General features: G+C 47.4%; 20 protein-coding genes and 1 tRNA gene. 9 read left to right on the top strand and 12 right to left on the bottom strand.

Annotated features, from left to right (window positions below; all coding sequences use genetic code 11):
* Nucleotides 1-7: 7 nt before the first annotated feature.
* The gene (locus tag EOPP23_RS08790; protein ID WP_153765573.1) at nt 8-736 is read right to left on the bottom strand and encodes an energy transducer TonB; all 729 of its coding nucleotides are present in this window, start codon (nt 734-736) and stop codon (nt 8-10) included.
* A 163-nt stretch (nt 737-899) separates the two neighbouring features.
* The gene (locus EOPP23_RS08785) at nt 900-3,128 is read right to left on the bottom strand and encodes a TonB-dependent hemoglobin/transferrin/lactoferrin family receptor (RefSeq protein ID WP_153765572.1); all 2,229 of its coding nucleotides are present in this window, start codon (nt 3,126-3,128) and stop codon (nt 900-902) included.
* A 234-nt stretch (nt 3,129-3,362) separates the two neighbouring features.
* Here EOPP23_RS08785 and hutW point away from each other — a divergent pair, with 234 nt between their 5' ends.
* Genes hutW through EOPP23_RS08770 form a run of 3 tightly spaced genes read left to right on the top strand, consistent with a single transcriptional unit; the run spans nt 3,363 to nt 5,719 of the window.
* Nucleotides 3,363-4,733 (top strand): heme anaerobic degradation radical SAM methyltransferase ChuW/HutW, encoded by a 1,371-nt coding sequence (hutW, locus tag EOPP23_RS08780; RefSeq protein WP_153765571.1) that lies wholly within the window; start codon nt 3,363-3,365, stop codon nt 4,731-4,733.
* A gap of 15 nt (nt 4,734-4,748) precedes the next feature.
* Nucleotides 4,749-5,267: a heme utilization cystosolic carrier protein HutX gene (gene hutX / locus EOPP23_RS08775; RefSeq protein ID WP_153765570.1), complete on the top strand. Its 519-nt coding sequence runs from the start codon at nt 4,749-4,751 to the stop codon at nt 5,265-5,267.
* 32 nt (nt 5,268-5,299) lie between these two features.
* Nucleotides 5,300-5,719, top strand: a complete 420-nt coding sequence (locus tag EOPP23_RS08770; RefSeq protein WP_153765569.1) for a nitrous oxide-stimulated promoter family protein — start codon at nt 5,300-5,302, stop codon at nt 5,717-5,719.
* A gap of 165 nt (nt 5,720-5,884) precedes the next feature.
* Here the strand turns inward: EOPP23_RS08770 and EOPP23_RS08765 are convergent, their stop codons facing one another.
* Complete coding sequence (locus EOPP23_RS08765; protein ID WP_153765568.1) at nt 5,885-7,024, bottom strand: acyl-CoA dehydrogenase family protein; 1,140 nt, start codon at nt 7,022-7,024, stop codon at nt 5,885-5,887.
* Nucleotides 7,025-7,143: 119 nt separating this feature from the next.
* Here EOPP23_RS08765 and EOPP23_RS08760 point away from each other — a divergent pair, with 119 nt between their 5' ends.
* Both EOPP23_RS08760 and EOPP23_RS08755 read left to right on the top strand, forming a co-directional pair.
* A complete protein-coding gene (locus EOPP23_RS08760; protein ID WP_153765567.1) occupies nt 7,144-7,953 on the top strand; it encodes an NAD(P)H-binding protein in 810 nt (269 codons plus the stop codon).
* Entirely contained in the window at nt 7,954-8,337 is a 384-nt protein-coding gene (locus EOPP23_RS08755) for a YbaN family protein (protein WP_153765566.1), read from the top strand.
* A gap of 18 nt (nt 8,338-8,355) precedes the next feature.
* Here the strand turns inward: EOPP23_RS08755 and EOPP23_RS08750 are convergent, their stop codons facing one another.
* Nucleotides 8,356-10,179 (bottom strand): HAD family acid phosphatase, encoded by a 1,824-nt coding sequence (locus tag EOPP23_RS08750; protein WP_153765565.1) that lies wholly within the window; start codon nt 10,177-10,179, stop codon nt 8,356-8,358.
* 107 nt (nt 10,180-10,286) lie between these two features.
* Here EOPP23_RS08750 and EOPP23_RS08745 point away from each other — a divergent pair, with 107 nt between their 5' ends.
* A complete protein-coding gene (locus tag EOPP23_RS08745; RefSeq protein ID WP_153765564.1) occupies nt 10,287-11,186 on the top strand; it encodes a DMT family transporter in 900 nt (299 codons plus the stop codon).
* Here EOPP23_RS08745 and EOPP23_RS08740 read toward each other — a convergent pair.
* Both EOPP23_RS08740 and EOPP23_RS08735 read right to left on the bottom strand, forming a co-directional pair.
* Nucleotides 11,183-12,520 (bottom strand): UDP-glucose/GDP-mannose dehydrogenase family protein, encoded by a 1,338-nt coding sequence (locus EOPP23_RS08740; RefSeq protein ID WP_153765563.1) that lies wholly within the window; start codon nt 12,518-12,520, stop codon nt 11,183-11,185. The two genes, EOPP23_RS08745 and EOPP23_RS08740, sit on opposite strands and share 4 nt — an antisense overlap.
* A 61-nt stretch (nt 12,521-12,581) precedes the next feature.
* Nucleotides 12,582-12,658: transfer RNA gene (locus tag EOPP23_RS08735), tRNA-Ile, on the bottom strand.
* Between the two features lie 137 nt (nt 12,659-12,795).
* Between EOPP23_RS08735 and EOPP23_RS08730 the strand changes: the two genes are divergently transcribed.
* From EOPP23_RS08730 to EOPP23_RS08720, 3 genes are all read left to right on the top strand, one after another.
* Entirely contained in the window at nt 12,796-13,461 is a 666-nt protein-coding gene (locus tag EOPP23_RS08730; RefSeq protein WP_153765562.1) for a transglutaminase-like cysteine peptidase, read from the top strand.
* A 99-nt stretch (nt 13,462-13,560) separates the two neighbouring features.
* Nucleotides 13,561-15,504: an EAL domain-containing protein gene (locus tag EOPP23_RS08725; RefSeq protein ID WP_153765561.1), complete on the top strand. Its 1,944-nt coding sequence runs from the start codon at nt 13,561-13,563 to the stop codon at nt 15,502-15,504.
* A gap of 196 nt (nt 15,505-15,700) precedes the next feature.
* Nucleotides 15,701-17,170, top strand: coding sequence for a DASS family sodium-coupled anion symporter (locus EOPP23_RS08720; RefSeq protein WP_153765560.1), 1,470 nt, complete (start codon nt 15,701-15,703; stop codon nt 17,168-17,170).
* Between the two features lie 49 nt (nt 17,171-17,219).
* On the opposite strand, the gene EOPP23_RS08715 is transcribed toward EOPP23_RS08720, so the two are convergent.
* The 6 genes from EOPP23_RS08715 to lysA form a co-directional block, all read right to left on the bottom strand.
* Nucleotides 17,220-17,957: a hypothetical protein gene (locus tag EOPP23_RS08715; protein ID WP_153765559.1), complete on the bottom strand. Its 738-nt coding sequence runs from the start codon at nt 17,955-17,957 to the stop codon at nt 17,220-17,222.
* 75 nt (nt 17,958-18,032) lie between these two features.
* On the bottom strand, nt 18,033-18,752 hold the full coding sequence (locus EOPP23_RS08710) for an HAD family hydrolase (protein WP_153765558.1): 720 nt from the start codon (nt 18,750-18,752) through the stop codon (nt 18,033-18,035).
* Nucleotides 18,749-19,663, bottom strand: a complete 915-nt coding sequence (xerC, locus tag EOPP23_RS08705) for a tyrosine recombinase XerC (protein WP_370514721.1) — start codon at nt 19,661-19,663, stop codon at nt 18,749-18,751. The genes EOPP23_RS08710 and xerC overlap by 4 nt, the downstream gene beginning before the upstream one ends.
* Before the next feature lie 23 nt (nt 19,664-19,686).
* A complete protein-coding gene (locus EOPP23_RS08700) occupies nt 19,687-20,418 on the bottom strand; it encodes a DUF484 family protein (RefSeq protein WP_153765557.1) in 732 nt (243 codons plus the stop codon).
* Nucleotides 20,415-21,245 (bottom strand): diaminopimelate epimerase, encoded by an 831-nt coding sequence (gene dapF, locus EOPP23_RS08695; protein ID WP_153765556.1) that lies wholly within the window; start codon nt 21,243-21,245, stop codon nt 20,415-20,417. Before dapF ends, EOPP23_RS08700 begins: the two co-directional genes overlap by 4 nt.
* Before the next feature lie 9 nt (nt 21,246-21,254).
* On the bottom strand, nt 21,255-22,520 hold the full coding sequence (gene lysA / locus EOPP23_RS08690) for a diaminopimelate decarboxylase (RefSeq protein ID WP_153765555.1): 1,266 nt from the start codon (nt 22,518-22,520) through the stop codon (nt 21,255-21,257).
* Nucleotides 22,521-22,606: the final 86 nt, after the last annotated feature.

Below are 22,606 nucleotides of genomic sequence, written 5' to 3'. Positions count from 1 at the left end.
TATTCCACTAATTTAGCTGAAAGGCCACGGGAACGTGGACTCTGGAAACGACCAGACGGTCATTGATTTTCTGGGGTTCAAATTCCCATTCTTCGACGGCAGACACCGCTGACTTATCGAGCAGCTTGTAACCGGATGATTCGAGAATCCTGATACCAATAGGAAAGCCCTTTCTGTCGACGATTACTTCAAGTTGAACAGTGCCCTGATAATTTCGTCGTTTGGCCATGCGCGGGTATTTCAGAGGAGCTTTTCGAATAGAAGGCTGGGCAACAAAAACGGGTTGGTCGCTGACTCCTTCTACTTCCACTTTTTTCTTTACTGACTTAACCACTTCAGGTTCAGCTGGCTGTTCCTTTTTTGGTTCAGGCTTAACCGGCTCTTCCCGTTTCTTAATAATCTTTTCCGTTTTAATTTCCGGTTTTTTCTCAGGTGTCTTTTTTACTTCAGGCTCGGGCTCAAATTTTGGTTTGGCCAGCTTGATAACGTCTTTCTTTGGCTCGACTTTTTTTACGACAGGCTTCGGCTCTGGTTTGGGAGCCTCTTTTTTCACCGGTTCTGGCTTTGGCTCCGGTTTCGATGCAGGTTTTGAAACTGTAGCAAAAGTCAGGCTGACGGGAGCCTTGATACTGCCCGCAGAGTTTTTTACTTCTACTGTTTGCTCACCTTCATAGAAAGCCACTGCTACATGAGCAGTTATAGAGAGCAATAGTGTAAACAGCAGAAGTCTGGGCATGGTTCAGTTAAGTAATGAGTGAACGAGGCAAGGTTACTTCAACTAATGAGTCTATTCAATAAGCTTAATGATAATAATTCGTATTTGTTTTTAATGGATAGAAAAGATGCTAAAAGCCAGCAGTATTGGCTGCTGGCTCTAGGGTGCATTATGAAAGAAAGTGTCAGAATTCGTACTTGGCGCTGACAGAGAAGTTACGGCCTGGCTGGCTGTAACGGTCAAATGCTGATGTGCTGATAGCTCCTCGACCAGACTTTTGAAGTCCACGAATGTCTTCCCACTTCCAATACTCTTTATCAGTAATATTAAAGAGGCCCGCTCTCAGAGTGAGACTGTTTACAGGCTTGTAATAACCAGTCAGATCAAATACACCGTATCCGGCAGTTTCAAATCTGTCGGTGTTCTCAATATCGCTCTGCCCTTTTCCGCCAGCAGCCTTCAAATTAAGAGCACCACCAAACAGGCCAGAAGTGTGATCATAGTTCAGACCGAGTACTGCTGAAACAGGAGCAATTGATTCCAGAGGTTTGTTGGCATCTTTGTTAGCACCACGGGATTTGGCAACTGCAAAGTTAATAGAAGTTCCTTCTGGCATACCAAGCAGCTCATCTGCCCAAATCTCGCCACGAATCTCAAAGCCTTCGATCACTGCATTGGAAATATTCTGGTTTTGGTAAGCGCCATAAGAGTAACCGGAGTTACTGATTGCAACTTCTTCGATGAAGTTTTTGTATTTGTTGTGGAAACCTGTGATTTCAAACACACCGAACTGGCCGTTGAAGCGAACACCCAGCTCAAAGGAGTCACTCTCTTCCGGCTTCAGATCAGGGTTTGCAAGATAGGCGTACCCTGTTTTTGTTCCCGGTACAAAAATGTTTTCGTAAGCGTAATAAGCTTCATCAAGCGTTGGTGCCCTGAATCCCTGGCTATAGAGAGCAAAGACTGTGGTGTTGTCACTCAAGTCGTAGATGGCTCCAAGTTTTGCGGTAATTGAATCACCCTTGTTTTCATCAAGCTGTGTCGGGAATTCGGAGTCAGTTTTAGGTGACAGCTTGTAGTTGTCATATCTGATACCTGGAGTCAGGGTAAACTGACCAAGACCGATTTCATCCTGCAGGAAGAAGCCATAAGACTTGTTTGTAGCGAGAGGAGAGTATCGACCAGGCTGATGCAATTCATCCGGTGGCAGAACTTCACCGGTATCCAGTCTGGCTGTTTTGTTATCGTTTTCAAGATCTTCTTTTTTGGCAGAAATACCATAAGTAATATGGTGATCACTTCCGGCTAGAGAAATGCTCTTATCGAACTGGCTGCTGAACTGATAACCCTTTTGTTCGTAGAAGTAATCTTTTTCACGCTCACCCAGACTTGCAGAACCATAGGTGTAAGTAATCTGGTTACTCTTGGATTTCTGCCATGTGAGTTTTGTATCAACAGAATCAAAGGCAGCGGTCTCACCTTGCCAGATATGATTCAGACTGACTCTTCTGCGAATCCGGGAATCATCAGAATGGTCCCTGGCATCAACGGTAGCTTCCAGGCCTGAATCAGATTTTTGATCAAGCCAATCGACTTTCAGGCCAAAAGAATTGTGTTCATCAGTCTTGTAGCGAATATCTGCAAGTATATTGTTAGAGCCGGAATCAAGACTTTCGGAAGTGCCCCTGTCCAGACCCTGAATATCAGCACCACTATGATTTTCGGTTTCTTTGCCATCTCTTCTTGTGTAAACAAGCAAGCTCTCAATACTGCCGTTTCGATTAGCAAGAGTTGCTGTTTCTGTGAAGGCCTTGTTTACACTGCTGTAACTACCTTTGAGAGATGTGTATGTATCATTCTGGTCATCTTTCAGGTAGTCCGCTGGAGCTTTGCTGACAAAGGCAACGACACCACCCAGAGCATCGCTGCCATAGAGTGTAGAGCTTGGCCCTTTCACAATTTCAATAGACTTAAGGGAATCAACGTCAACGTAATCTTGCTCTGGGCGCAGAAACTCGGAGCCACTCTGGTAAGTGCTTGCCATACTGACACCGTCAAGCAATACCTTTACGCGGTTGCCACTCATTCCGCGAATATTGAACCCCTTAAAACCCAGTCGTCCACTGCCTTCTGTTGTAACACCAGGCTCGTAGCGCAATACATCTTCAACGCTGTTTGAAAGCTGATTCTCAATCTGCTCTTCACTGATAACGGATACAGTACCAGCAATGTCACCTACCTGCTTTTCAGAGCGAGTAGCGGAAACAGTGATCTGATCCAGCAAGGTTACATTTTCATCTGCTGGCTGGTCTGCATAAACCAGTCCGGAAGAAATCGCCATGACGGCAACAGCGAGTCTGCTTTTCGTAAACATCCAATAAGCCTTGTGAGTACCTGAACTATGAGGGTGCATGGCCCGTTTCCCCCTGGGACATGCTAGCTGGAGCTGGATGTTATTCAAATATAAACTCTAATGCAAATCATTATCATTTGTAGTTAGAGTAATCCATAAGAATGAAATGTCATCGACAGACAAAATTGACAGAGATCAAAGGAAGCAGAAAAGTGCGTTAAAACAGGATGTTAAATAAAATCAACTGTGACTGAATATAAATGATATTGATTCGTATTTGTAAGTATTTATCTCATGCAAGAGTCTGTTTGTCTTACCGAAGCAATGACTGGTCGATCCAGTCCGGACCCCCTTCGTTACGCTTTTGACCGCAAGACCGGCGCCCATAGTGGCGGTGGAAATACATCAGTGCCTCCTGATCAGTCCCTGCAAGTCTGGAATGATCTGATGAGCAGAAAAGGTGAAGGAAAACGTGCGGCCTATTTCCATATTCCGTTCTGTAAAACCAAGTGTTCCTACTGTGGTTTTTTCCAGAACACAACCCGTTCCAAGCTTGTGGATAACTTTGTGAATCAACTGGTTCTGGACATTGAAAGAACCGCACAAACAGAGAATGCCCAGAGCACTCCTATCCATGCTGTTTATTTTGGCGGTGGCACGCCCACGGATCTTGAACCCCAACAGATTCAAAGGCTGGGGGAAGTTATCCACAGGAACTTACCGCTGACAAATGACTGTGAAATAACCTTCGAATCCCGTTTCAACGGTCTCACTGACGAAAAAATCAGTGCCATTGTTGATGCCGGATTTAACCGTGTTTCTCTCGGTGTTCAAACCTTTGATACTTTCATTCGAAGAAAGATGAGTCGCATCGACAGTCAGGAATTTCTGCTGGATCGATTGGAAAAACTAACGGCGACTGACCAGCTGGCAACCGTTGTCGATCTTATATTCGGTTTGCCGTATCAAACTATGGAAAGCTGGATGAAAGATCTGGAGATGATGGTGCAGACCGGCATTGATGGTGTGGATCTCTACCAGCTCATCTTGATGGGTCATACCCGTATGGCTCAGAGTATTGCCAAAGGTTCCATGCCACAGCCTGCAGGTATATCTGAAAAATCAGATATGTTTTCTGCGGCTGTAGAATACCTTGATCAGCAACACTTTCGGCGCCTGAGTGTTAGCCATTGGGGGAAAGGAAGCCGCGAACGTAATGTCTATAACCATTTGGCGAAATCCGGCGCCGACATGCTCTGTTTCGGCTCTGGTGCCGGTGGCAAGATAGACGGTCACGGCATCATGTTAAACCGCACTCTGGACGGGTACGGCGAAGCTATCGAGCGACATCAGAAGCCGATTATGGGCATCAGTCGTCCACATTCTCTTTATAAAGCGCTTTATGCCGCAGCGGCAGCATTTGATCTCGGCTATCTCGATCTGAAGAAAATGGATCAGGCTGGTTTCAGCTTTTCAGAGCACTGTCAGCCACTGTTTCAGGCCTGGGAAAACAACGGCCTTGCAATCAGGAAAGGCAACTTCATTGACCTGACTCTCGCTGGCCAGTTCTGGGCGATCAATATGAACCAGGGATTGCACGACTACGTTGTTCAATTCAGCAAGTTATCCACAATATTGAATAAGCAAACGGCAACCGCAGCCTGAAGGATTAAAACGACCATGACTCAAGAAAATATCAGAAATTCAGTGCGCGCCATCATTGCTGAAACACCGGAAAAGCTGCCAGCAGAAATTGCCAGAGAGCTGAAAATTACCGAGCTTCAGGCTGTGGAAAACCTGCCGGAAGAAATGGTGACATTGCTGGATGGCAGCTTGTTTGAAACGCTGACCGAAGAATTCCGTACCTGGGGTGATGTTCTGACGGTTATTGATGTTGAAGGCCACATTTTTGAGCTGTTAGGTCCATTCCCAAAAGGTGGCAAGAAATTCGGTTACTACAACATGAGCGACAGGAACACCCTGCTCAAGGGTCACCTGAAGCTTGAAGGTTTCAGCAAGATCGCTCTGGTATCTAAACCTTTCCATGGTGTGGAAACCCGATCTGTGCAGTTCTTCAGTCACCATGGTAAAACAGTGTTCAAACTTTATATTCGCCGCTCTCTCAATGAGACAGGCGACAAAACCTTTGTGACTGAGCAGCTGGAAAAATTCGAAGCACTGAAGAAACTGGCTGCCTGATCTCTGAATCGAGCTGTCCATGAGTGCCCGTGATGAAAAGAAAGACTGAGCCTTTAACCGGCCTGCTGAAATACGAACACAGAACCATCGTCGCCATGACAGAGATTTACTGTCGGAATCATCACAAAGGCGAAGAAAGAGTGAACAAACTCTGCACTGATTGCAGAGAGTTCGTAGATTTTGCCGAGTTCAGACTTGTAAAGTGCCCTTATGGACAGGTCAAGCCAGCCTGCCAGAACTGCCCGATCCACTGCTACAAAAAAGATATGAAGGAAAAAGCCCGAATTATCATGCGCTACAGTGGCCCGAGAATGCTGGTCTGGCATCCGGTTATGGCTGTGAAACATCTGATGCATGCAAAGAGGCCATTACCACCACTTCCAAAAAAGAAGCGAGTAAAGAAAATAGAAGATGAAAAATCAGCCAATAGAATTGAAGCAACAGAAGTCTAGAGTGTGATAAGAGGAATGCAGGGCTTTGGGTGATCTTTCCAAAGGCCATGGATGGCCGACTAGCGACTCTGACCAGGAAAGGTCAGTGGAGCGGGAAAGGTCTCCCAAAGACCAGAATGGTTTGAAAACGACTCCCACACAGAGCATGGGAGCGACAAAATCTGATCAACCTTCAGCCATCAAAGGCTTGGTCAGGTCTTCATAGTTTTTGGCATCCACAAACATATGACGACCGCCCACCGATACATCACGCATGCAGCGCTGCAAAACACTCGGGTTACGGAAGGCCTTGGAACCGGCGTTACGGTAAGCCCAGATCACTGCTTCCTCACACACTTCAGTGATGTAAGTGGAAGCAGCACGGGTACGTTCAAACATGGTATGCGTCATGGGCTGACCGCTTTCAACAGTAGCGATGATCTCACGGTAAATCTTACGGTTCAGCTCTTCGGCTGCTTCAATGGCCAGAGAATGTTTAGCAAACGGGCGGGCAAAGAACTGCTGCTCTTTAACAGGTGCCTGACCAGCACGGGCACGACCGGCATTGCTGATGTCACGAATTTCATCGATGGCACGGCGACCCACACCCAGAACCCAGCCTGTGTGACAGATAGAAGCCAGAACTATTGGGCCTAGATGGAAAAGAGTTCCACCCGTTGTTGGAGCCGCATCAAACAGGTCAAAGGAGAATTTCTCATCCACCACCTGTTCAGGAACAGCATAATCGTAACTGCCAGTGCCAGTGAGACCCATAACGTCCCAGCCGTCCATCATTACGGCATTTTCTTTCGGGATAAATGAGCAACGGGTCTGTGGCATACCGCTGGCATGAGGAGGCAGAGGCTGACCGTTTTCCAGAACAATGGCACCGCAGCCAATATAAGTAGAGTGACCAGAACCGGAACCAAACTGATATTTGCCCTGAACGCTGTAACCGCCATCGGTTTTAACAGCCATGCCGACTGGAGCAAACATACCAGCAGCACAACCAGCCTTGGTAGCAACAACTTCTCTGGCTGCTTCAGGATGGATATAAGCGACATAGGCCGTGGAGTTGATGTTGGCCATCAAACTCCAGCCGGAAGCACCGTCGGCATAAGAAGCTTCAGCCAGCACATCAATGATTGTGTCGCAGTCCGCTTCCATACCGCCGATTTCAGCAGGCACCATAAGATGGAAAAGCCCTGCATCGGCAAAAGCGTCAGCTACCTTTGGAGAAAGAGTGCGGCTGGATTCAGTGGTTTCAGCTTCGGCTTCGATCAGGGAACGTAATTCGCGAATGCGGGCAACTGCATCAGAAGACATAGTTTTACCTTTGTTATTTCTTTTTATGGGCAATCTTGGTTTGAATAATTATACAAAAATAGTTTTTTGTCTAATTATTTGAGTCTCGTGTCTTATTTTTATCTTGAGATGGTTAGTGCATGAGTAAAAAAGAACGTATCAGTGTCGTGGGCTATGGTCGTGTTGGTCTGCCTTTGGGACGTGAACTTAAAACTAGGGGCTATGATGTCTACGGTACTGTCACCAGTGAAGAGAAATGCCAGTCGCTGAAAGAAGAAGGTTTGAATGCAGATGTTCTTACCTTCACTCCTGAAGCTAACGGTGATCTCGATAAAGCCGTGGCAGCAGACATTCTGGTTGCCACTCTGCCTCCTTCAGCAAAGCTGGAAGGTCAGTTCAATAAAGTCATGGAAACTATTGCTGAGGCCGCGGCGAGGTCAGAAGTGAAGAAAGTTCTATTGATCAGCGCTACTTCTGTGTATCAGCAAACAGGTGAAGTGGTTCGGGAAGAAGACGCGACTCATCAGGCCAGCCCGTTTTTGGGAACGTCCTGGTTGAAGATAGAAGAACTGTTCAGCCTGAGAACAGAGTTTGAAACCACCGTGGTTCGCTTCTCAGGTTTAATGGGACAAGGTATCAATGCCGGAGTGTATTTTGCTGGCAGAGAGCTGAAAGGTGCCAATCAGCCGATTAATATGATTCACCTCGATGATTGTGTGGCAGTGATGGCTGAAATCATTGATCGCCAGCTCTGGGGAGAAGCCTTTAATGCCTCGGCTGACGAGCATCCGTGCAAGCGTGACTTTTATACAAAAGCCTGTACAGTTGCGGGAATGGAGCTGCCGCTGTTCAGCGAAGAAGCAGTCCCCTACCGAATTGTTAACTGTGACAAACTGAAGAAATGTCTGGGTTATACCTTTAAATATCCGGACCCAATGCAGGGGTTGTGAATGCTGAAAATATTTCTGATTTTTGCAGGAATATTGTCTTTGGTGGCAGGCGTCATTGGTATCTTCCTGCCACTGCTGCCTACCACGCCTTTTCTGCTGTTGTCAGCTTTCTGCTTTGCCCGTTCCAGTGAAAAGCTTCACCAGTGGTTGCTGAACCACCCGTACTTTGGCCGGGTTTTAAGTAACTGGGAAAAACACAGAGGTATGGAAGCGAAACATAAAAAACGGGCGCTGATTTTTACGACTATCAGTTTTGCTGTCAGTATCTATTTTGCGCCATTGCTTGCTGTAAAAATTATGCTGGTAGTGATGTCTGTTTGTGTTCTGACAGGAATATCCAGAATGCGTACACTGCCTGTGGATATACGACAGGATAATCAGTAGCTGCTTGTAACTACGCCCTCAGGTTAACTTTGAAGTTTTCTCTTTAAGCTCAGCTTCAGGCTGCCAGCTGGTCAATTCGATGATATTGCGTGCCCATAAGCCACAATCAGTTGGTTCGGTGTCTGGGTACCAGTGTTTGGCCAGAGCCGTATTCCAGCCTCTATAGAATATCGGATTGGGAATAAGGACTCTTTTGCTGCCGATCTCACTTGATTCTGCAGGCCAGTTGCTGGTTGATTGAGAATGAAATGGCTCTGCTGGCAGATCAAGGTCAGCTGGATCGTCGCCAACAAACTGAAGAATCTGATCCCGACCGTCAATCACCCTGCCCTGTTCAATCGCTGCAAAACGATCTCTTTTACTGCTGGCTGCGAGTCCAGCCTGTGTCAGGCTCGGATCGTTTTTTATTAGAATGACATCGCCTTCCTTGAACAGCCCCTTTTTTTCAAGTTGCTTTTGAGCGGCTAAACGAACCTCTTCCTGACCGGCAATGGATGAAGCGGCTCGATTGGTTACCCAGACAACAGGAATACTCTTCTCTCGATAGACGCCCAGTAATTGATCTACGCCAGAAACTTTTTCAGCTGTGCCACTGGTTACAAACCTGTGCAGGGATTCCTGCGAACTGGTTTGACCTTTCTTCGACAGTCCTGCAATCCATGGACTGTTATTGACGACAGTGCCATCAATATCCATCACAGCAACAACTTTTTTTGGATCTTGCTGAGCCAACAGTTTTCTGGCTTCGGCTGCAGCTCTGCAATAAGTCTGTTGTGTAAGCGCATCGTAGGCAGGGCTTTGCATATAGAGCAAAGATTGCTCCAGTTGCTCTGTTATCGGGTTGAACCTTCCAGAGGCGTGAGAGCTGCCAGAGTCTTCCCAAACCTTGAGTTGCTCTCTTCTGTTTTGACGAGACTCATCGGCAGTTTTAGTAAATGGAGCGTGAGTAATATCTTCCCAGCAGCCAGGACCATAAACCGGATTTGGAACAATAAATGCCTCAGTACCAAGCCGTGAATTGACGGCAGGACTGCTGACCAATGATTTCATAGCTGTGAACGACAAACTTTTGGTGGCGATATTTAAATCACCGAGTTTGTCGCCAATATAAAAGTTACCAGCGCAGTCTTTTTCGAAGTCAGAGATATGAGACGGCTTGCTTGTCTGGCTGGTAGCAATTCGAACGGACTCTTCGCAAACACCCGGAAAACCGAAGCGTTTTAACATGTTGATAGTCGCTGGCTTTATACTTTCATCAGAACGGCTGGTGAGATAGCAGATTTTTACTTTGTTTGTGGCCAGAGCTTTGGTTAAAAACTCTTTTGCGCCTGGTAAAGGGTAAGACCAGTTATGTTCACCCTGTCTTCCTTCCGGAAGATATGGCGATTTGATTTGTCCCAACTGTGTTCGCCACCACTCTTCGCTTCGAGCGGGAGCCATTTTGTTTTCGGTGCCCATAAGGCTGGTGAAATAAGGTGTGCTTTCAACGGAACCATCATCAAGGTCAACAAACAAAGCCAATTGCTCGCCTTCTTCAAGGGTGTCGGTACGTTCTTCAAGGGCTTGCCAGAGTTGTGCATAAGTCTGATAAAGTGCAACTCGTCCTGCGGCTGAGAGCTGCTTCCAGACCAAAGCCGAGCCAATCGTGTTGTAAAGAGCTGCTCGGGAGGAATGTGATGTCAGTGCTTGTCGTTGAATAAGTGGAGTACTGGCAAGACCGAGGTGAGACAATTTTTTTAAGTGATTTTGGGCTTCCTGAGAGTTCAGCTTAATCTTGAAGTTCGCTTCTGAGATAGGCTTCGATGTGGAAGGGGGCTGAAGGGTGCCTGTATTCTGTAACATTGCTGTATCCTTACTCTTTTACTGTCCTTGAAATAAATTTGATCAGCGAATAAATAAAAAGTTCCCTGCTGCCTATCTTGAGCAGTTGTAACCGTATGGAAGAATGAATGATTGCTGTTAAGTCTGAACCGGGCTTCACCCAGTGGATACCGATCGTCTTTGTTTTGCTCTGGAGCACCGGTTTTATCGGTGCCAAGTATGCGCTGCCTTTTATAGAACCCTTTAACCTGCTCTTCGTTCGTATGTTGATTACGCTGGTGGTATTTACGGGGTTGATCGTTTATTTCAAATCACCGTGGCTTAACTTTCAACAAGCCTGCCATCAGATGGTGGTGGGTTCACTGATTCACGGTGCTTACCTCGGTGGAGTATTTGCAGCCATCAAGTGGCAGATGCCGGCAGGAATAACGTCCCTTTTGGTTGGACTGCAACCATTGTTAACCGCTTTTCTGGCATGGGCGGTGATCAGTGAGCGCCTCCATAAACGTCAATGGTTTGGATTGCTGCTGGGCTTGTCTGGCGTATGTATGGTGCTGTTAAGAGGTCAGGAACTGGGTAGCCTCTCTTTGACATGGCCTGCCATTCTTGCTGCCATGGCGGCATTGGTCGGTATTTCTATTGGCACCCTTTATCAGAAGCGTTTTGGGCAGGGAGTTGATCTGTTTACGGGCGCCTGGTTTCAGTATCTGGCCACGGCAATATTAATGGCTGTTCTCACCTACTCGTTTGAAACTCAGGTTATCGATTGGCAACCACAACTGATTCTATCTCTGACGTGGCTGGTGTTCGGGCTATCCGTCGCAGCTATTCTGCTGCTGATGTTGATGATTCAGCGAGGTGCCGCGTCTGAAGTTGCAGGGTACTTCTATCTGGTGCCGCCCGTTACCGCCATCGAATCCTGGCTGCTCTTCAACGAAAAGTTGAGTTCAGGCGCCATTCTCGGAATGCTGGTGGCTGTAGCAGGTGTTTATCTGGTTATTAAAAGCCCGAAAGATAAAGCTGCTTAATACAGGGTAATACTCTTGCGACCAATAGAGTGATAGATGAACCCTCGGCCTTTCATTTCTTCGGGAGACCAAAGGTTTCTACCGTCAAAGATAACCGGCTTGCTCAGATTTTGTTTTATACGAGAAAAGTCTGGTGACCGGTATTCACTCCACTCTGTGCAGATGATCAGAGTTTCGCAGCCTTCAAGGGCTTCATAGCTGTTGTCAGTCAGACTTAATGATTTCTGATCCGGATAAATACGGCGACACTCGTCTGATGCCTGTGGGTCATGAGCCTGTACTCGAGCACCTGCCTGCCAGAGTTTTTCCATTAGATATCGAGCGGGTGCTTCACGCATATCGCTGGTGTCAGGTTTAAACGACAGTCCCCATATGGCAAAAGTCAGGCCCTGAAGTTGATGGCCAAAGTGCTCGGAAACTTTGTTAAAGAAATCCATTTGCTGTTGTTTGTTGCGGGCATCTACAGCGGCAAGCAGGCCTGGTTCTATATCGACATTTCTAGCGGTTGCAGCAAGAGCTTTAACATCCTTGGGAAAACAGGAGCCACCGTATCCGAGTCCCGGGTAGATAAACTGATAACCAATACGAGGGTCGGCTCCCATAGCCAGTCGTACTGATTCAATATCAGCGCCTGAAGCTTCAGCAATAGCCGCCATTTCATTCATAAAGCTGATTTTTGTCGCCAGAAAACAGTTAGCTGCGTATTTGGTCATTTCAGCACTGCGCCTGCTCATAAACAGCAGTCGGTCATGGCTGCGGCAATAAGGTGCGAAAAGCGCGCTCAGAGTCTTTTGGGCACTTGAGCATTCAGTACCAATGACGATTCGGTCTGGTTTTAGACAATCATTTACTGCATTGCCCTGTTTCAAAAATTCAGGGTTGGAAACAACCTCGAGTGAGATGTCTTTATGCTGCTGACAGAGCTGAAGGTTTAACATTTCCTGAAGCTGATCGCAGGTGCCAACAGGAACGGTGCTTTTACAGAGGATGATTTTGTCGGTAACAGCATACTCTGCAATTTGATGAGCAACTGTCTGAACGTATTCTAAATTGGCAGAACCATCAGGTAGTGAGGGAGTACCAACAGCGATGATCAGCAGGTCTGCACGCTGAATGCTTTCAACGGCATTGTCACTGAACTGAAGTCGGTCAGAAGAAATACCTGAATCCACCAGTTCCTGCAAACCAGGTTCATGAAATGGCAGTTGCCCTGCAGTAAGCGCCCTTAAACGGCTTGAGTCTGTATCGATGCAAAAGACATGATGCCCGGAGTGAGCAAATACAGCAGCCTGAACCAGTCCGACATAGCCTGCACCAAAGACAGAGATGTTCATTGGAGGGAATCTCTAGGCAGAAAAAAAGCCGAGAGGAAGATCCTTCGGCTTTTTTAATATTTGGTGGGCCCAGCAGGACTCGAACCTGCGACCAATGGATTATGAGTCCACTGCTCTAACCAGCTGAGCTATAGGCCCTCAGCGGAGGTGAATTATAAGCATATAAGGGGGCTCTAGCCAAGTCTCTGATTTAATCTAATTTTTTCAGTTCTCAATTCTTTGGATTTTTCCCCGATGGCCGAAATTAGCTTTGTTCATCTGTGGATAAAATCTGCATGCTTTCTCGTTTTTTTGTCCCGTTTTTCATTGTTGGCTGTCTTGCTCTCGCTGTGGCAGGGGAGCTCTATATCAGCAAAGCACTGCTGAGTGATGTTAAAAAAATGTATGGCGAACAGGCTGGCAGGAGAGTTCTGTCCTGGCAGAACATCATGCTGAATAACAAAGGGCTGTCAGAACGCCAGAAGATGGAGAAAGTGAATCGCTTTTTTAATCAGCTAGAGTTTATCAGCGATATCAAACACTGGGGAATGGAAGACTTCTGGGCCACCCCTGTTGAATTCCTCGCCAGTGGTGGCGGTGACTGCGAAGATTTTTCCATTGCCAAATACTACACCCTGCGAGAGCTGGGCATTCCCGATAGCAAACTCAGAATCACCTACGTTGAAGCCCTTGAGCTGAAGCAGGCTCATATGGTGTTAAGTTATTACAGTCGCCCCAACAGCGAGCCATTGATCCTTGATAACCTCAAAGGTGAGATTCTGCCTGCTGGTCAACGTAAAGACCTGAAACCTGTCTATAACTTTAACGGTGATGGCCTCTGGGTCGCCAAGCAGCGTGGTAAAGGCGTTCGGGTTGGTAAGGCTGACCGGTTGAATCTCTGGGTGGATTTAAGAAAACGATTTAAAGCATCGGTGGAACAGGGAAAGGCTTCCACTCGATAGCAGAGTTAGGTGGTACGTATTACTAACTGGCTAGTAGTTAGCAGGATTGGATAGAGAGAGTTGCCCGATGGCAATGACAGGTAAGAAAGGGATAGCACTATGACATTACTCAGGGAGCTGGCTGTTTATTTGACCATTATGCTCTGTCTGCTGTTTGGCGGCAGCCTGCTGGTCAACATCAACGACGCCAGAAGCTATCTTCAGGCTCAGCTGGAGTCTCATGCGCAGGACACCGCAACTTCACTGGGTGTGGCGATTGCGGCTACCGAGCCAGACAATATTGCAGTGATCGATTCAATGATTGATGCGGTGTTTGATCGGGGTTACTACCAGACCATTCGCTTTGAAGGCCCTGAGGGGAAAACACTGGTGCTGAGTGAGAATGATCTGGCTTTGGATGGTGTTCCAGGCTGGTTTGTGGGTATGGCCAGTCTTTCTGCCCCTGAAGTGTCATCAGAAATTAATAATGGCTGGGTAAAAGCGGGCACACTTTATGTCACCAGTCATCCTGGTGTGGCTTATAGAAGTCTTTGGTCAAAAACGCAAAATGCTATCTGGTTATTTGGCGGCACTCTGCTGCTGGTGATTGCCGGCCTGAATATATTACTCAATATTGTCCTTCGTCCTCTTGGTCGCCTTGAGAAGCAGGCCGATGCGATCTGCCAGAAACGCTTTGAAGTACAGGATACTCTGCCCAGAACCAAAGATATTCGCCGCGTCGTTGAAGCCATGAACCGCATGGTGACAAAGCTGGAACATCTGTTTAATGAAAAGGTTGTGCTTACTGAAGACCTGCGCAGGCAGTCGGTAAAAGATTCATTAACCGGTGTTCTGAATCAGAGAACTTTTGATGATCGAATAGCAGCAGCTCTTGGAGAAGACAAAGGCATTGCCGGTGGTGCGCTGTTGATACTTCAAGTCAGTGGCTTGGAGCAATACAACAGAGATCATGGTCGAAAAGCTGCAGACCAGTTGCTGACCTCCATTTCCAAAGAGATCAGTGAGTCTGTTCAGGCCTGGCAGGAGGCCATCGTTGGCCGTCGCAGTGGTTCCGAGTTTGCTGTCTTTATTCCGGCCAGTGATCGTAAACAGGCGGAGTTAGTATCGGAGTTCTGTTTCACTGCTGTCTCTGCGCTCAGCTATTTCGCCAGTGAAGAGGGTAAGGACAAATTGCACATTGGTATGGCTGTAAACATCGGTCATATCAGTCGTGAAGCGTTAATTAATCAGGCGGATCAGATTCTGAGAGCTGCGCAGCATCAAGGAAGTAGCTGCTGGCTGGTGCAGGAAATTGAAAACAGTGAAAACCAGCCTTACCGTCACTGGGACGATGATCACTGGCAAACATCGCTGAAACAGGTACTAGCAGAGAAAGAACTGGAATTGTTTGCACAGCCTGTTTATTCAAATACGGGACAATTGATGTTCAAGGAAGTGTTTGCCCGGTTAAGATTATTGGGCGAACTGGCAGCAGCGGAAGCATTTCTGCCTATGGTTGAGCGGTTTGATCTGCACTCGGAGTTCGACAAAGTTGTGTTTGAGGTTTTGTCTGAAAAAATGATTCAACATCAGGCTGAAGACTTCTGTATGAACTTCTCTCCAAGGTCATTACTGAACTCTGAATTTCGCTCATGGTTGCTGGCTCAGCTGAAGGCATCACCTGAAGTCGCTCGTCGTGTGATTCTGGAAATACCGGAAAGAACATTGCTGGTAGCCGGAGAAAAACTGGCGGGCATTATTCGGGAATTTCAGGCAATGGGGTGCAAGGTGTCTGTTGATCACTTTGGTATTGCCAGTCGCTGTTTAAGTTGTCTACAAACGTTGCCGCTGGACTATATCAAGGTGGACGGTAGTTACGTTCGCGGTATTGCCAGTAATCAGGGTAATCAGTTCTATATTCGAACACTGGCTATGCTGGCAGAAAGTCAGGACGTAAATCTTCTGGCTCAAAACGTCGAAGAAGAAGCTGATTGGCTGCAATTACAGGAACTGGGTGTTCAGGGCGGGCAGGGGTATTTTCTGGGTAGGCCTGAAAGGCTATGAGTGAAAAATCTTCTAACAAAAGATAACACCGGTAAAACCGTATAAAACAAAAAACAATTGGCGAAAAAGTCGGTAAATAAGTTAATAAGTTCAGTGGTTTTTTCTTAAAATCCCCACGAAAGCTGACGTGCATCAATCAACAAAAGTCCTCCCGGATGGAGACTGCACGTGATAATAAGTTATTAAGTGGTTAACTATGACAGTCATGACTTCTAACCAGACCTTCCCTCGGGAAGCGCCTGGTCCAGGCTACTGGATTTCTCTCTTCGCAGGTCCCCTGCTTCTTCTAATGACACTTTTGACAGCACCGCCTGAAGGCATGAGCCAGCATGGCTGGTACATGGTAGGCGTCGCTGGTCTTATGGCTATATGGTGGGTGTCGGAAGTAGTGCCGATTCCTATCACTTCTTTGCTGCCAATGTTGCTGGTGCCTTTGCTGGGTATTGCCAATATTAAACAGGTTGCTGCGCCGTTTGCTCACCCAATGATCTACCTGTTTTTTGGTGGTTTCATGCTGGGCATGGCCATGGAACGCTGGAATCTGCATAAACGTATTGCGCTGAAAATCATGCTGCAAACCGGCGTTAAAGCCAGTCGCATCATTGCAGGCTTTATGCTAGCAACGGCGTTTCTGAGTATGTGGGTATCCAACACAGCAACCAGTGTGATGATGCTGCCAATTGGTATGTCAGTGGCTGCCATGACGGCGGGCACCAACTCTGAAGCCAATGAAAGCTTTGCCAAGGCGCTGCTGCTGGGTATCGCTTACAGCGCCAGTATCGGTGGTCTGGCAACGCTGATTGGTACTCCGCCTAATGCCTTGCTGGCTGCGTTCCTGTCCGAAACCTACAACATGGAAATCGGCTTTGCGCAGTGGATGATGGTTGGTCTGCCCATTGCGGTTGCCATGCTGGTGATTACCTGGGTATGGCTGACAAAGGTTGGTTTCAAGCTGGACAACAAGGACAACCCGAAGGCGGCTGAGCTGTTCAATAGTCAGCTGGAAGAACTGGGCCCTATGTCCCGTGGTGAAAAAACCGTTGCCATTATCTTCACGCTGACCGCTCTGGCATGGGTTTTTCGACCTCTACTGAAAGGCTACGTTCCTGGATTGAACGACACCATGATTGCTATTGCAGCAACCATCAGTTTGTTTGTGGTTCCGGTAAACCATAAAGAAAAACTCTATGTAATGTCCTGGGAAAAAGCCCGTGAGATTCCATGGGGTGTGCTGATGCTGTTTGGTGGTGGTCTGACTCTTGCCTCTCTGATCAAGAGCACAGGTCTGGCGGGCTGGATTGCTGATGCCATGAGCATCGTTGGCGGTATGCCAATTCTGCTGGTGGTCGCGTTTGTGGTAACTATCATTATCTTCCTGACTGAATTGACCAGTAACACAGCAACCGCTGCGGCCTTCCTGCCGCTAATGGGTGCGCTGGGTGTAACGCTGGGCATTGACCCGGTTATGCTGGCTGCACCTGCCGCTCTGGCTGCAAGCTGTGCCTTTATGATGCCGGTGGCAACACCGCCCAATGCGGTCGTATTTGGTTCAGGTAAGCTGGAGATCGGTGATATGGTGAAGGCCGGTTTCGTGCTGAATATCGTCGGCATTATTCTGGTGACTGTTGCCGGGTACTTTTTGGTGAATGCAGTTCTGGTGGGCTGACTTCAGAGGCTGCTTTCTCTGGTGGATAGCAGCCTGTTAAGAAACTGACTCAGTCGTCCCGAAGCAGGCCATTAAAGCTGGATTGTGACCAACTCTTGCATACCAGTGTGCCATCCATATGAGCCTGAAGAGATTCTAAAAGATCCCCATTCTTCATATAAGCGTGAACAGTAACTGTATATGTACCGGCATCTCCAAGAGTTACATTATTTTCCCAGTGGTGTATCAGTAAATCTCTATCTAAATATGGCATGGTAAAACATCTGGCCTGTCTATGGTCAGCAACATCGCGATCCAGGGTAAGGGTGTAAGTAATACTTCCTTTATCCATACAGCCTTGATCAAAACTGGTTGTTACCTGCTCATATAGATCTTTGCTCTGTTCAATAAACTGATAGGCAAGAGGTTGAGACATGCACAGTTGAACCGGTCTCTTTGCTTCTTCAGGTTCTTCGTTAAAGGTAGGGAACTGTTGCCATAAGTAGTCCATGAATTTGGCAATATGTCCTTCATCTGAAATTAACTGTTTTCGAGCACTATGAATAGATTGATAGAACATCTCTTTTTTTGTTTTTGAAAATTTGGGTAATTCATAAGTGAAAAGCTGCTGGTCACTTGTCAGGCTTATAGTTTCTTTTATAGGTAGTGAAGAGCTACTTTCTTCAGTGAAGGAAAGAAATGGCCTTGAAAGTTCAGGGTTTGCTATGGCTGCAGAGGGCAAAAAAACAATATTCAGCAGGAACAGAAAAGTTAGTACTCGATAGCATGGTCGCTTCGTCGATGTCATGTTAGCTCTCCAATTGGTTTAAAGAGCTAATCAAGATAGCAGGGAAATTAAGAACTGCCCGATGTCGTTAGAGACTCAGGCGCTCTCAGTTAAAGGTGTATCTTCTGATGTATTAAGGATTCTAAGAACCCCCGTCAGAGATCGAATCACATAATCAGGGTTAGCACCTTCCGGCAGTTCTTTATCCTGGGGGTTAAACCATGCGGTTTTGATTCCCAGAGCACCAGCGCCGGCAACATCGGCTTTTAAGCAGTCACCCACATGAAGCGTTTCTTCCGGTGCAACATTCGCGAGTTCTAGAGCTTTCAGGAATAGGGTTGGTTCAGGCTTGATGCTGTCGAAGTCTTCACCTTTCAGCGAGAAATCAAAATATTCACTGACCGAAAGGCGTGACACATCAACATTGCCATTAGTAACTGCACCAATACGGTATTTGCTGGAAAGGTAAGACAGTACGGGCTGCACTTCAGGGAAGCATTTTACTTCGTGACGCCAGTCCAGAAACTCCTGCATCAGGTCATCAGCAATTTGTTCTGCTTTGGAAGCTGGACAGTTGCAGACCTGAAGAATCTTTTTTATGGAATAGTGACGCAGCTCGGTGAGACGATACTTCAATTCTGGTCGTTGTTCTCTGATCTTCAGGCGATACTCAAAAACAGACTTTGGATCGAGTCGTTTGTGAGTTTCAGGCCAGTAATCGTTCAACCGTTTCCATGCTTTTTGTTCCGCTCGAATCAGAACCGGCATATTGTCCCAGAGCGTATCGTCCAGATCGAAAGTAATCAGTTTTATCATTGTTTTTTTTCACTCCCTTTTCTTCGAGCTCTTGGATGTGCCTTATCATAAACATCGGCCAGATGCTGAAAATCAAGATGTGTATAGATTTGGGTAGTAGCAATATCACTGTGTCCAAGCAGTTCCTGAACGGCTCTCAGATCACCGCTGGACTCGAGTAAATGCGAAGCAAAAGAGTGTCGGAGCATGTGCGGATGCAGGTGTGTTGGCAGACCACTTTTAACGGCCAGTTTTTTTACCCGGCTCTGAACCTGACGGTTACTGATGCGGTTGCCGTTCTTTGAAATAAACAGTGCTTGTTCATCAGAAATAGAAAATGCTGACCTGGCTTTCAGCCATTTTTTTATCGCTTCTCTGGCTTTTCTGCCAACTGGAAGTAGACGTTCTTTGTTACCCTTCCCGAGCACTAAAACCTGCTGAAAATCATCCTTGAAACTGTTCAGGTTCAGGCTGACTAATTCAGAGAGGCGTAAACCGGAAGAATAAAACAGTTCAAGAATGGCGAGGTCTCTTAACACCAGCGGATCATCATCCTGATAATTCAACATGGAATTAAGCTGATCGGCATCCAGTGTTGAAGGTAGTTTGCGTGGAACTTTTGGTGCCGTCACAAGCGTGGCCGGGTTGTCTTCGACAATGCCCTGACGATTGAGATATCGAAACAGACTTCTGACCGATGACAGCAAACGATGAAGGCTTTTCTGACCAAGCCCATTGCCATGAAGCTCTGCCAGCCACCGTCTTAAGTGAACTTCTTTCAACTGTTGCCAGTCAGCAACCTGTTCAGTATTAAGCAGGAGTAAGAGCTTTTTCAGGTCACGCTGGTAAGCAGAAAGGGTGTGAACAGAACTGTTCTTTTCAAACTTCAGATAATCAAGAAAGGCGCCTATATCTTTTTGCAGGTCAGCCACTGTTTGTTCTCATAAGAGTCCGTTCAAAGCAGTCTACTGAACACTCGGCTGGTGACATCGCTGAGATAACCCAGAAACATACTGCCCATGGTGGCGCGGAAGTGGTTTTCATCACTGCTGGCCAGTGCCAGTACGCCAATATTATTCGGGAAATTAAGGGGCGCCAGTGCGACGGAACCAATCTTCTCATGCTCATCGGGGAACAGGAATTTGAGTTCGTCGGACTTCATACAGCCACAGATGACTTTTTGACTGGAACCGCTTTTATCTTTGAAGCCAGCCATCAAATCGCCCAGTACTTCATCTGCACTGTCAGGGTTTTCTTCACGAATAGGCAGATTGGCAGGGTTATCTGTGAACAGAATCAGGGCGTGGAATTCCACGTCAAAGTCTTGTTCCAGACCATCCTTTAACGTTTCTATGGCCTGTTCCAAATCCTGACTTTCCAGCAGACCAAGAACCAGTTTTCGGGTCTGTTCAAACAGTCGGTCATTGTCTCTGGCGACATCAACCAGCTTGCCCAGACGGCGACGCAACTCAAGGTTATGATCACGCAGCAGGGTCAGCTGACGTTCAACCAGTGAAATGGTATCGCCGCGTTGGTGTGGTACTTTCAGATCGAGGAGAAGCTCATCCTTGTTGGTAAAAAACTCCGGATGAGCTTTGAGGTATTCAGCCACCTGTTCTTCGGTCAGCTCTTTGGAAGCTGGAACTGCTACAGAGGCAGAGGGGGAACCTGTGGCTGAATCGGTCATATACGCGTTTGTCCTTCAAACACTCGAGTAGCACTTCCTGTCATCATAACCGAGTGACCTTCTCCCGGCCAACGAATCTGAAGACTGCCGCCCGGCAGGTTAACTCTCACCTCTTCACTCAGCAGCCCTTCAAGGCGACCGGCTACGACAGCGGCACAGGCTCCTGTACCACAGGCGAGGGTTTCACCAACACCACGCTCGTAGACACGAAGGTTGATCTCTTCGTGATCAAGAATCTGCATAAAGCCGGCATTACAGCGTTTCGGGAAACGATTGTGGTTTTCTACCAGAGGTCCCAGTCGTTCAACAGGTGCACGGTTTACATCATCAACCTGCATCACCGCATGGGGGTTACCCATGGAAACAGCGCCGACGCTGTAGTGTTCACCTTCGATACTCAGGTCGTAGGTCTTCAGGGTTTCAGAAGCCTTGAAAGGAATCTGCTTAGGTTCCAGTACCGGAATACCCATGTCTACGGTGACATCGCCGTTGTCTTCAATGGTCAGTTCGATATTACCGCCAGCAGTCTGAACCCGAATCACTTCACGGCCAATCAGCTTCTTGTCATACACAAACTTGGCAAAACAGCGGGCACCGTTGCCGCACTGTTCTACTTCACTGCCGTCAGCATTGAAGATACGGTATTTGAAATCCATATCCGGATCAGAAGGCGGCTCAACCATTAACAGCTGGTCGAAGCCGATTCCGAAATTTCTGTCTGCCAGACTGCGGATTTTCTCCGGAGTCAGGCGAACGGACTGGGTCACCATATCGACGACCATAAAGTCATTACCCAGTCCGTGCATCTTGGTAAAGTGCAACAACATAATGTCTGCTTATTCCTCTGGGAGCAGTGACTCTGTGGCAAACTGCTCCTGAATGGTTTCCCTTCTGCGAACCTGATGGACCTTGTCGCCGTCCACCATCACTTCCGCAATTCTGTTTCGGCTGTTGTAGTTGGAACTCATGCCAAAGCCGTAGGCGCCGGAAGACATAACAGCCAGCAGGTCGCCTTCAGCAACTTTGATGTCACGATCCTTGCCAAGGAAGTCGCCGGTTTCGCAAATCGGGCCAACCACATCACAGAACAGGCTTTCTTTGCTATCATCCTGCTGAACCGGCTCAATACCGTGATAAGCACTGTAGATGGATGGGCGCAGCAGATCGTTCATGGCAGCATCAACCACCACAAAGTTTTTGTGATCGGACTTCTTGATCAGCTCCACTTCTGTCGCCAGTAAGCCAGCGTTACCGGCAATGGAGCGACCTGGTTCTACGACAATTGCCAGATGCTGATACTTCTCCTGAGCCATCAGATGACCGCGCACTTCAGACAGATATTCCGTTGGTGTCGGAGGTACTTCACCGTCGTAGGAGATACCAAGGCCACCGCCAATATCCAGATGCTTCAGCTTGATACCACGTTCAGCCAGTTGATCAACCAGGATTAACAGACGATCCAGAGCATCAATAAAAGGTTCTTTAGTGGTCAACTGGGAACCGATATGGCAATCAACACCCACGATGTCGATATTAGGCAGCTCGGCAGCACGCTGATACACCTCTGGCGCACGGCTGATATCAATACCGAACTTATTGTCTTTCAAACCAGTAGAGATGTATGGGTGAGTCTGGGCATCCACATCCGGGTTTACGCGCATGGAGATGGAAGCAACCTTGTTCATGGCTGCCGCTTCTTCCTGAATGCGTTCCAGTTCGACTTCGGACTCGACGTTAAAACAGTGAATGCCGACTTCCAGTGCACGACGAATTTCATGTCGTTGTTTGCCTACACCGGAGAACACTACTTTGGCAGGGTCACCGCCTGCAGCCAGAACACGTTCCAGCTCGCCGACAGAAACCAGATCAAAACCGGCACCCAGTTTCGCCAGCACATTGAGCACAGCCAGATTACTGTTGGCTTTGACGGCGTAACAGATCAGATGAGGATGTCCGGACAGGGCTTCTTCATAGGCTTTATAGCCTGCTTCAAAGCCTGCACGGGAATAAATATAGGTAGGTGTGCCGAACTGCTCGGCAATATTGGCTACGGACACCTGCTCTGCAAAGAGCTCTCCGTTACTGCGGGAAAACCACTCCATCTGTCTGTTCTTTCTCTTGTTGGATTCTTATTTGGTGGATCGTTATCAGTGCTTGTTTAACCGTCGCTGGGACGACTCTGTACCAA

It is taken from the genome of Endozoicomonas sp. OPT23, assembly GCF_009653635.1.
Lineage (GTDB): Bacteria > Pseudomonadota > Gammaproteobacteria > Pseudomonadales > Endozoicomonadaceae > Endozoicomonas_A.
The sequence above is the reverse complement of the archived record's forward strand: the minus strand, read 5'-3'. Positions and strand labels throughout refer to the sequence as shown.

Excerpts from the sequence above, each read along its gene's own strand:
- EOPP23_RS08750 (WP_153765565.1), bottom strand. The coding sequence starts at position 10,179 with ATGTTACAGAATACAGGCACCCTTCAGCCCCCTTCCACATCGAAGCCT.
- EOPP23_RS08725 (WP_153765561.1), top strand. The coding sequence starts at position 13,561 with ATGACATTACTCAGGGAGCTGGCTGTTTATTTGACCATTATGCTCTGT.
- EOPP23_RS08720 (WP_153765560.1), top strand. The coding sequence starts at position 15,701 with ATGACAGTCATGACTTCTAACCAGACCTTCCCTCGGGAAGCGCCTGGT.
- EOPP23_RS08760 (WP_153765567.1), top strand. The coding sequence starts at position 7,144 with ATGAGTAAAAAAGAACGTATCAGTGTCGTGGGCTATGGTCGTGTTGGT.
- EOPP23_RS08790 (WP_153765573.1), bottom strand. The coding sequence starts at position 736 with ATGCCCAGACTTCTGCTGTTTACACTATTGCTCTCTATAACTGCTCAT.
- EOPP23_RS08770 (WP_153765569.1), top strand. The coding sequence starts at position 5,300 with ATGAAAAGAAAGACTGAGCCTTTAACCGGCCTGCTGAAATACGAACAC.
- EOPP23_RS08730 (WP_153765562.1), top strand. The coding sequence starts at position 12,796 with ATGCTTTCTCGTTTTTTTGTCCCGTTTTTCATTGTTGGCTGTCTTGCT.
- EOPP23_RS08715 (WP_153765559.1), bottom strand. The coding sequence starts at position 17,957 with ATGACATCGACGAAGCGACCATGCTATCGAGTACTAACTTTTCTGTTC.
- hutX (WP_153765570.1), top strand. The coding sequence starts at position 4,749 with ATGACTCAAGAAAATATCAGAAATTCAGTGCGCGCCATCATTGCTGAA.
- lysA (WP_153765555.1), bottom strand. The coding sequence starts at position 22,520 with ATGGAGTGGTTTTCCCGCAGTAACGGAGAGCTCTTTGCAGAGCAGGTG.
- EOPP23_RS08785 (WP_153765572.1), bottom strand. The coding sequence starts at position 3,128 with ATGCACCCTCATAGTTCAGGTACTCACAAGGCTTATTGGATGTTTACG.
- EOPP23_RS08765 (WP_153765568.1), bottom strand. The coding sequence starts at position 7,024 with ATGTCTTCTGATGCAGTTGCCCGCATTCGCGAATTACGTTCCCTGATC.
- EOPP23_RS08755 (WP_153765566.1), top strand. The coding sequence starts at position 7,954 with ATGCTGAAAATATTTCTGATTTTTGCAGGAATATTGTCTTTGGTGGCA.
- hutW (WP_153765571.1), top strand. The coding sequence starts at position 3,363 with ATGCAAGAGTCTGTTTGTCTTACCGAAGCAATGACTGGTCGATCCAGT.
- dapF (WP_153765556.1), bottom strand. The coding sequence starts at position 21,245 with ATGTTGTTGCACTTTACCAAGATGCACGGACTGGGTAATGACTTTATG.
- EOPP23_RS08700 (WP_153765557.1), bottom strand. The coding sequence starts at position 20,418 with ATGACCGATTCAGCCACAGGTTCCCCCTCTGCCTCTGTAGCAGTTCCA.
- EOPP23_RS08710 (WP_153765558.1), bottom strand. The coding sequence starts at position 18,752 with ATGATAAAACTGATTACTTTCGATCTGGACGATACGCTCTGGGACAAT.
- EOPP23_RS08745 (WP_153765564.1), top strand. The coding sequence starts at position 10,287 with ATGATTGCTGTTAAGTCTGAACCGGGCTTCACCCAGTGGATACCGATC.
- EOPP23_RS08740 (WP_153765563.1), bottom strand. The coding sequence starts at position 12,520 with ATGAACATCTCTGTCTTTGGTGCAGGCTATGTCGGACTGGTTCAGGCT.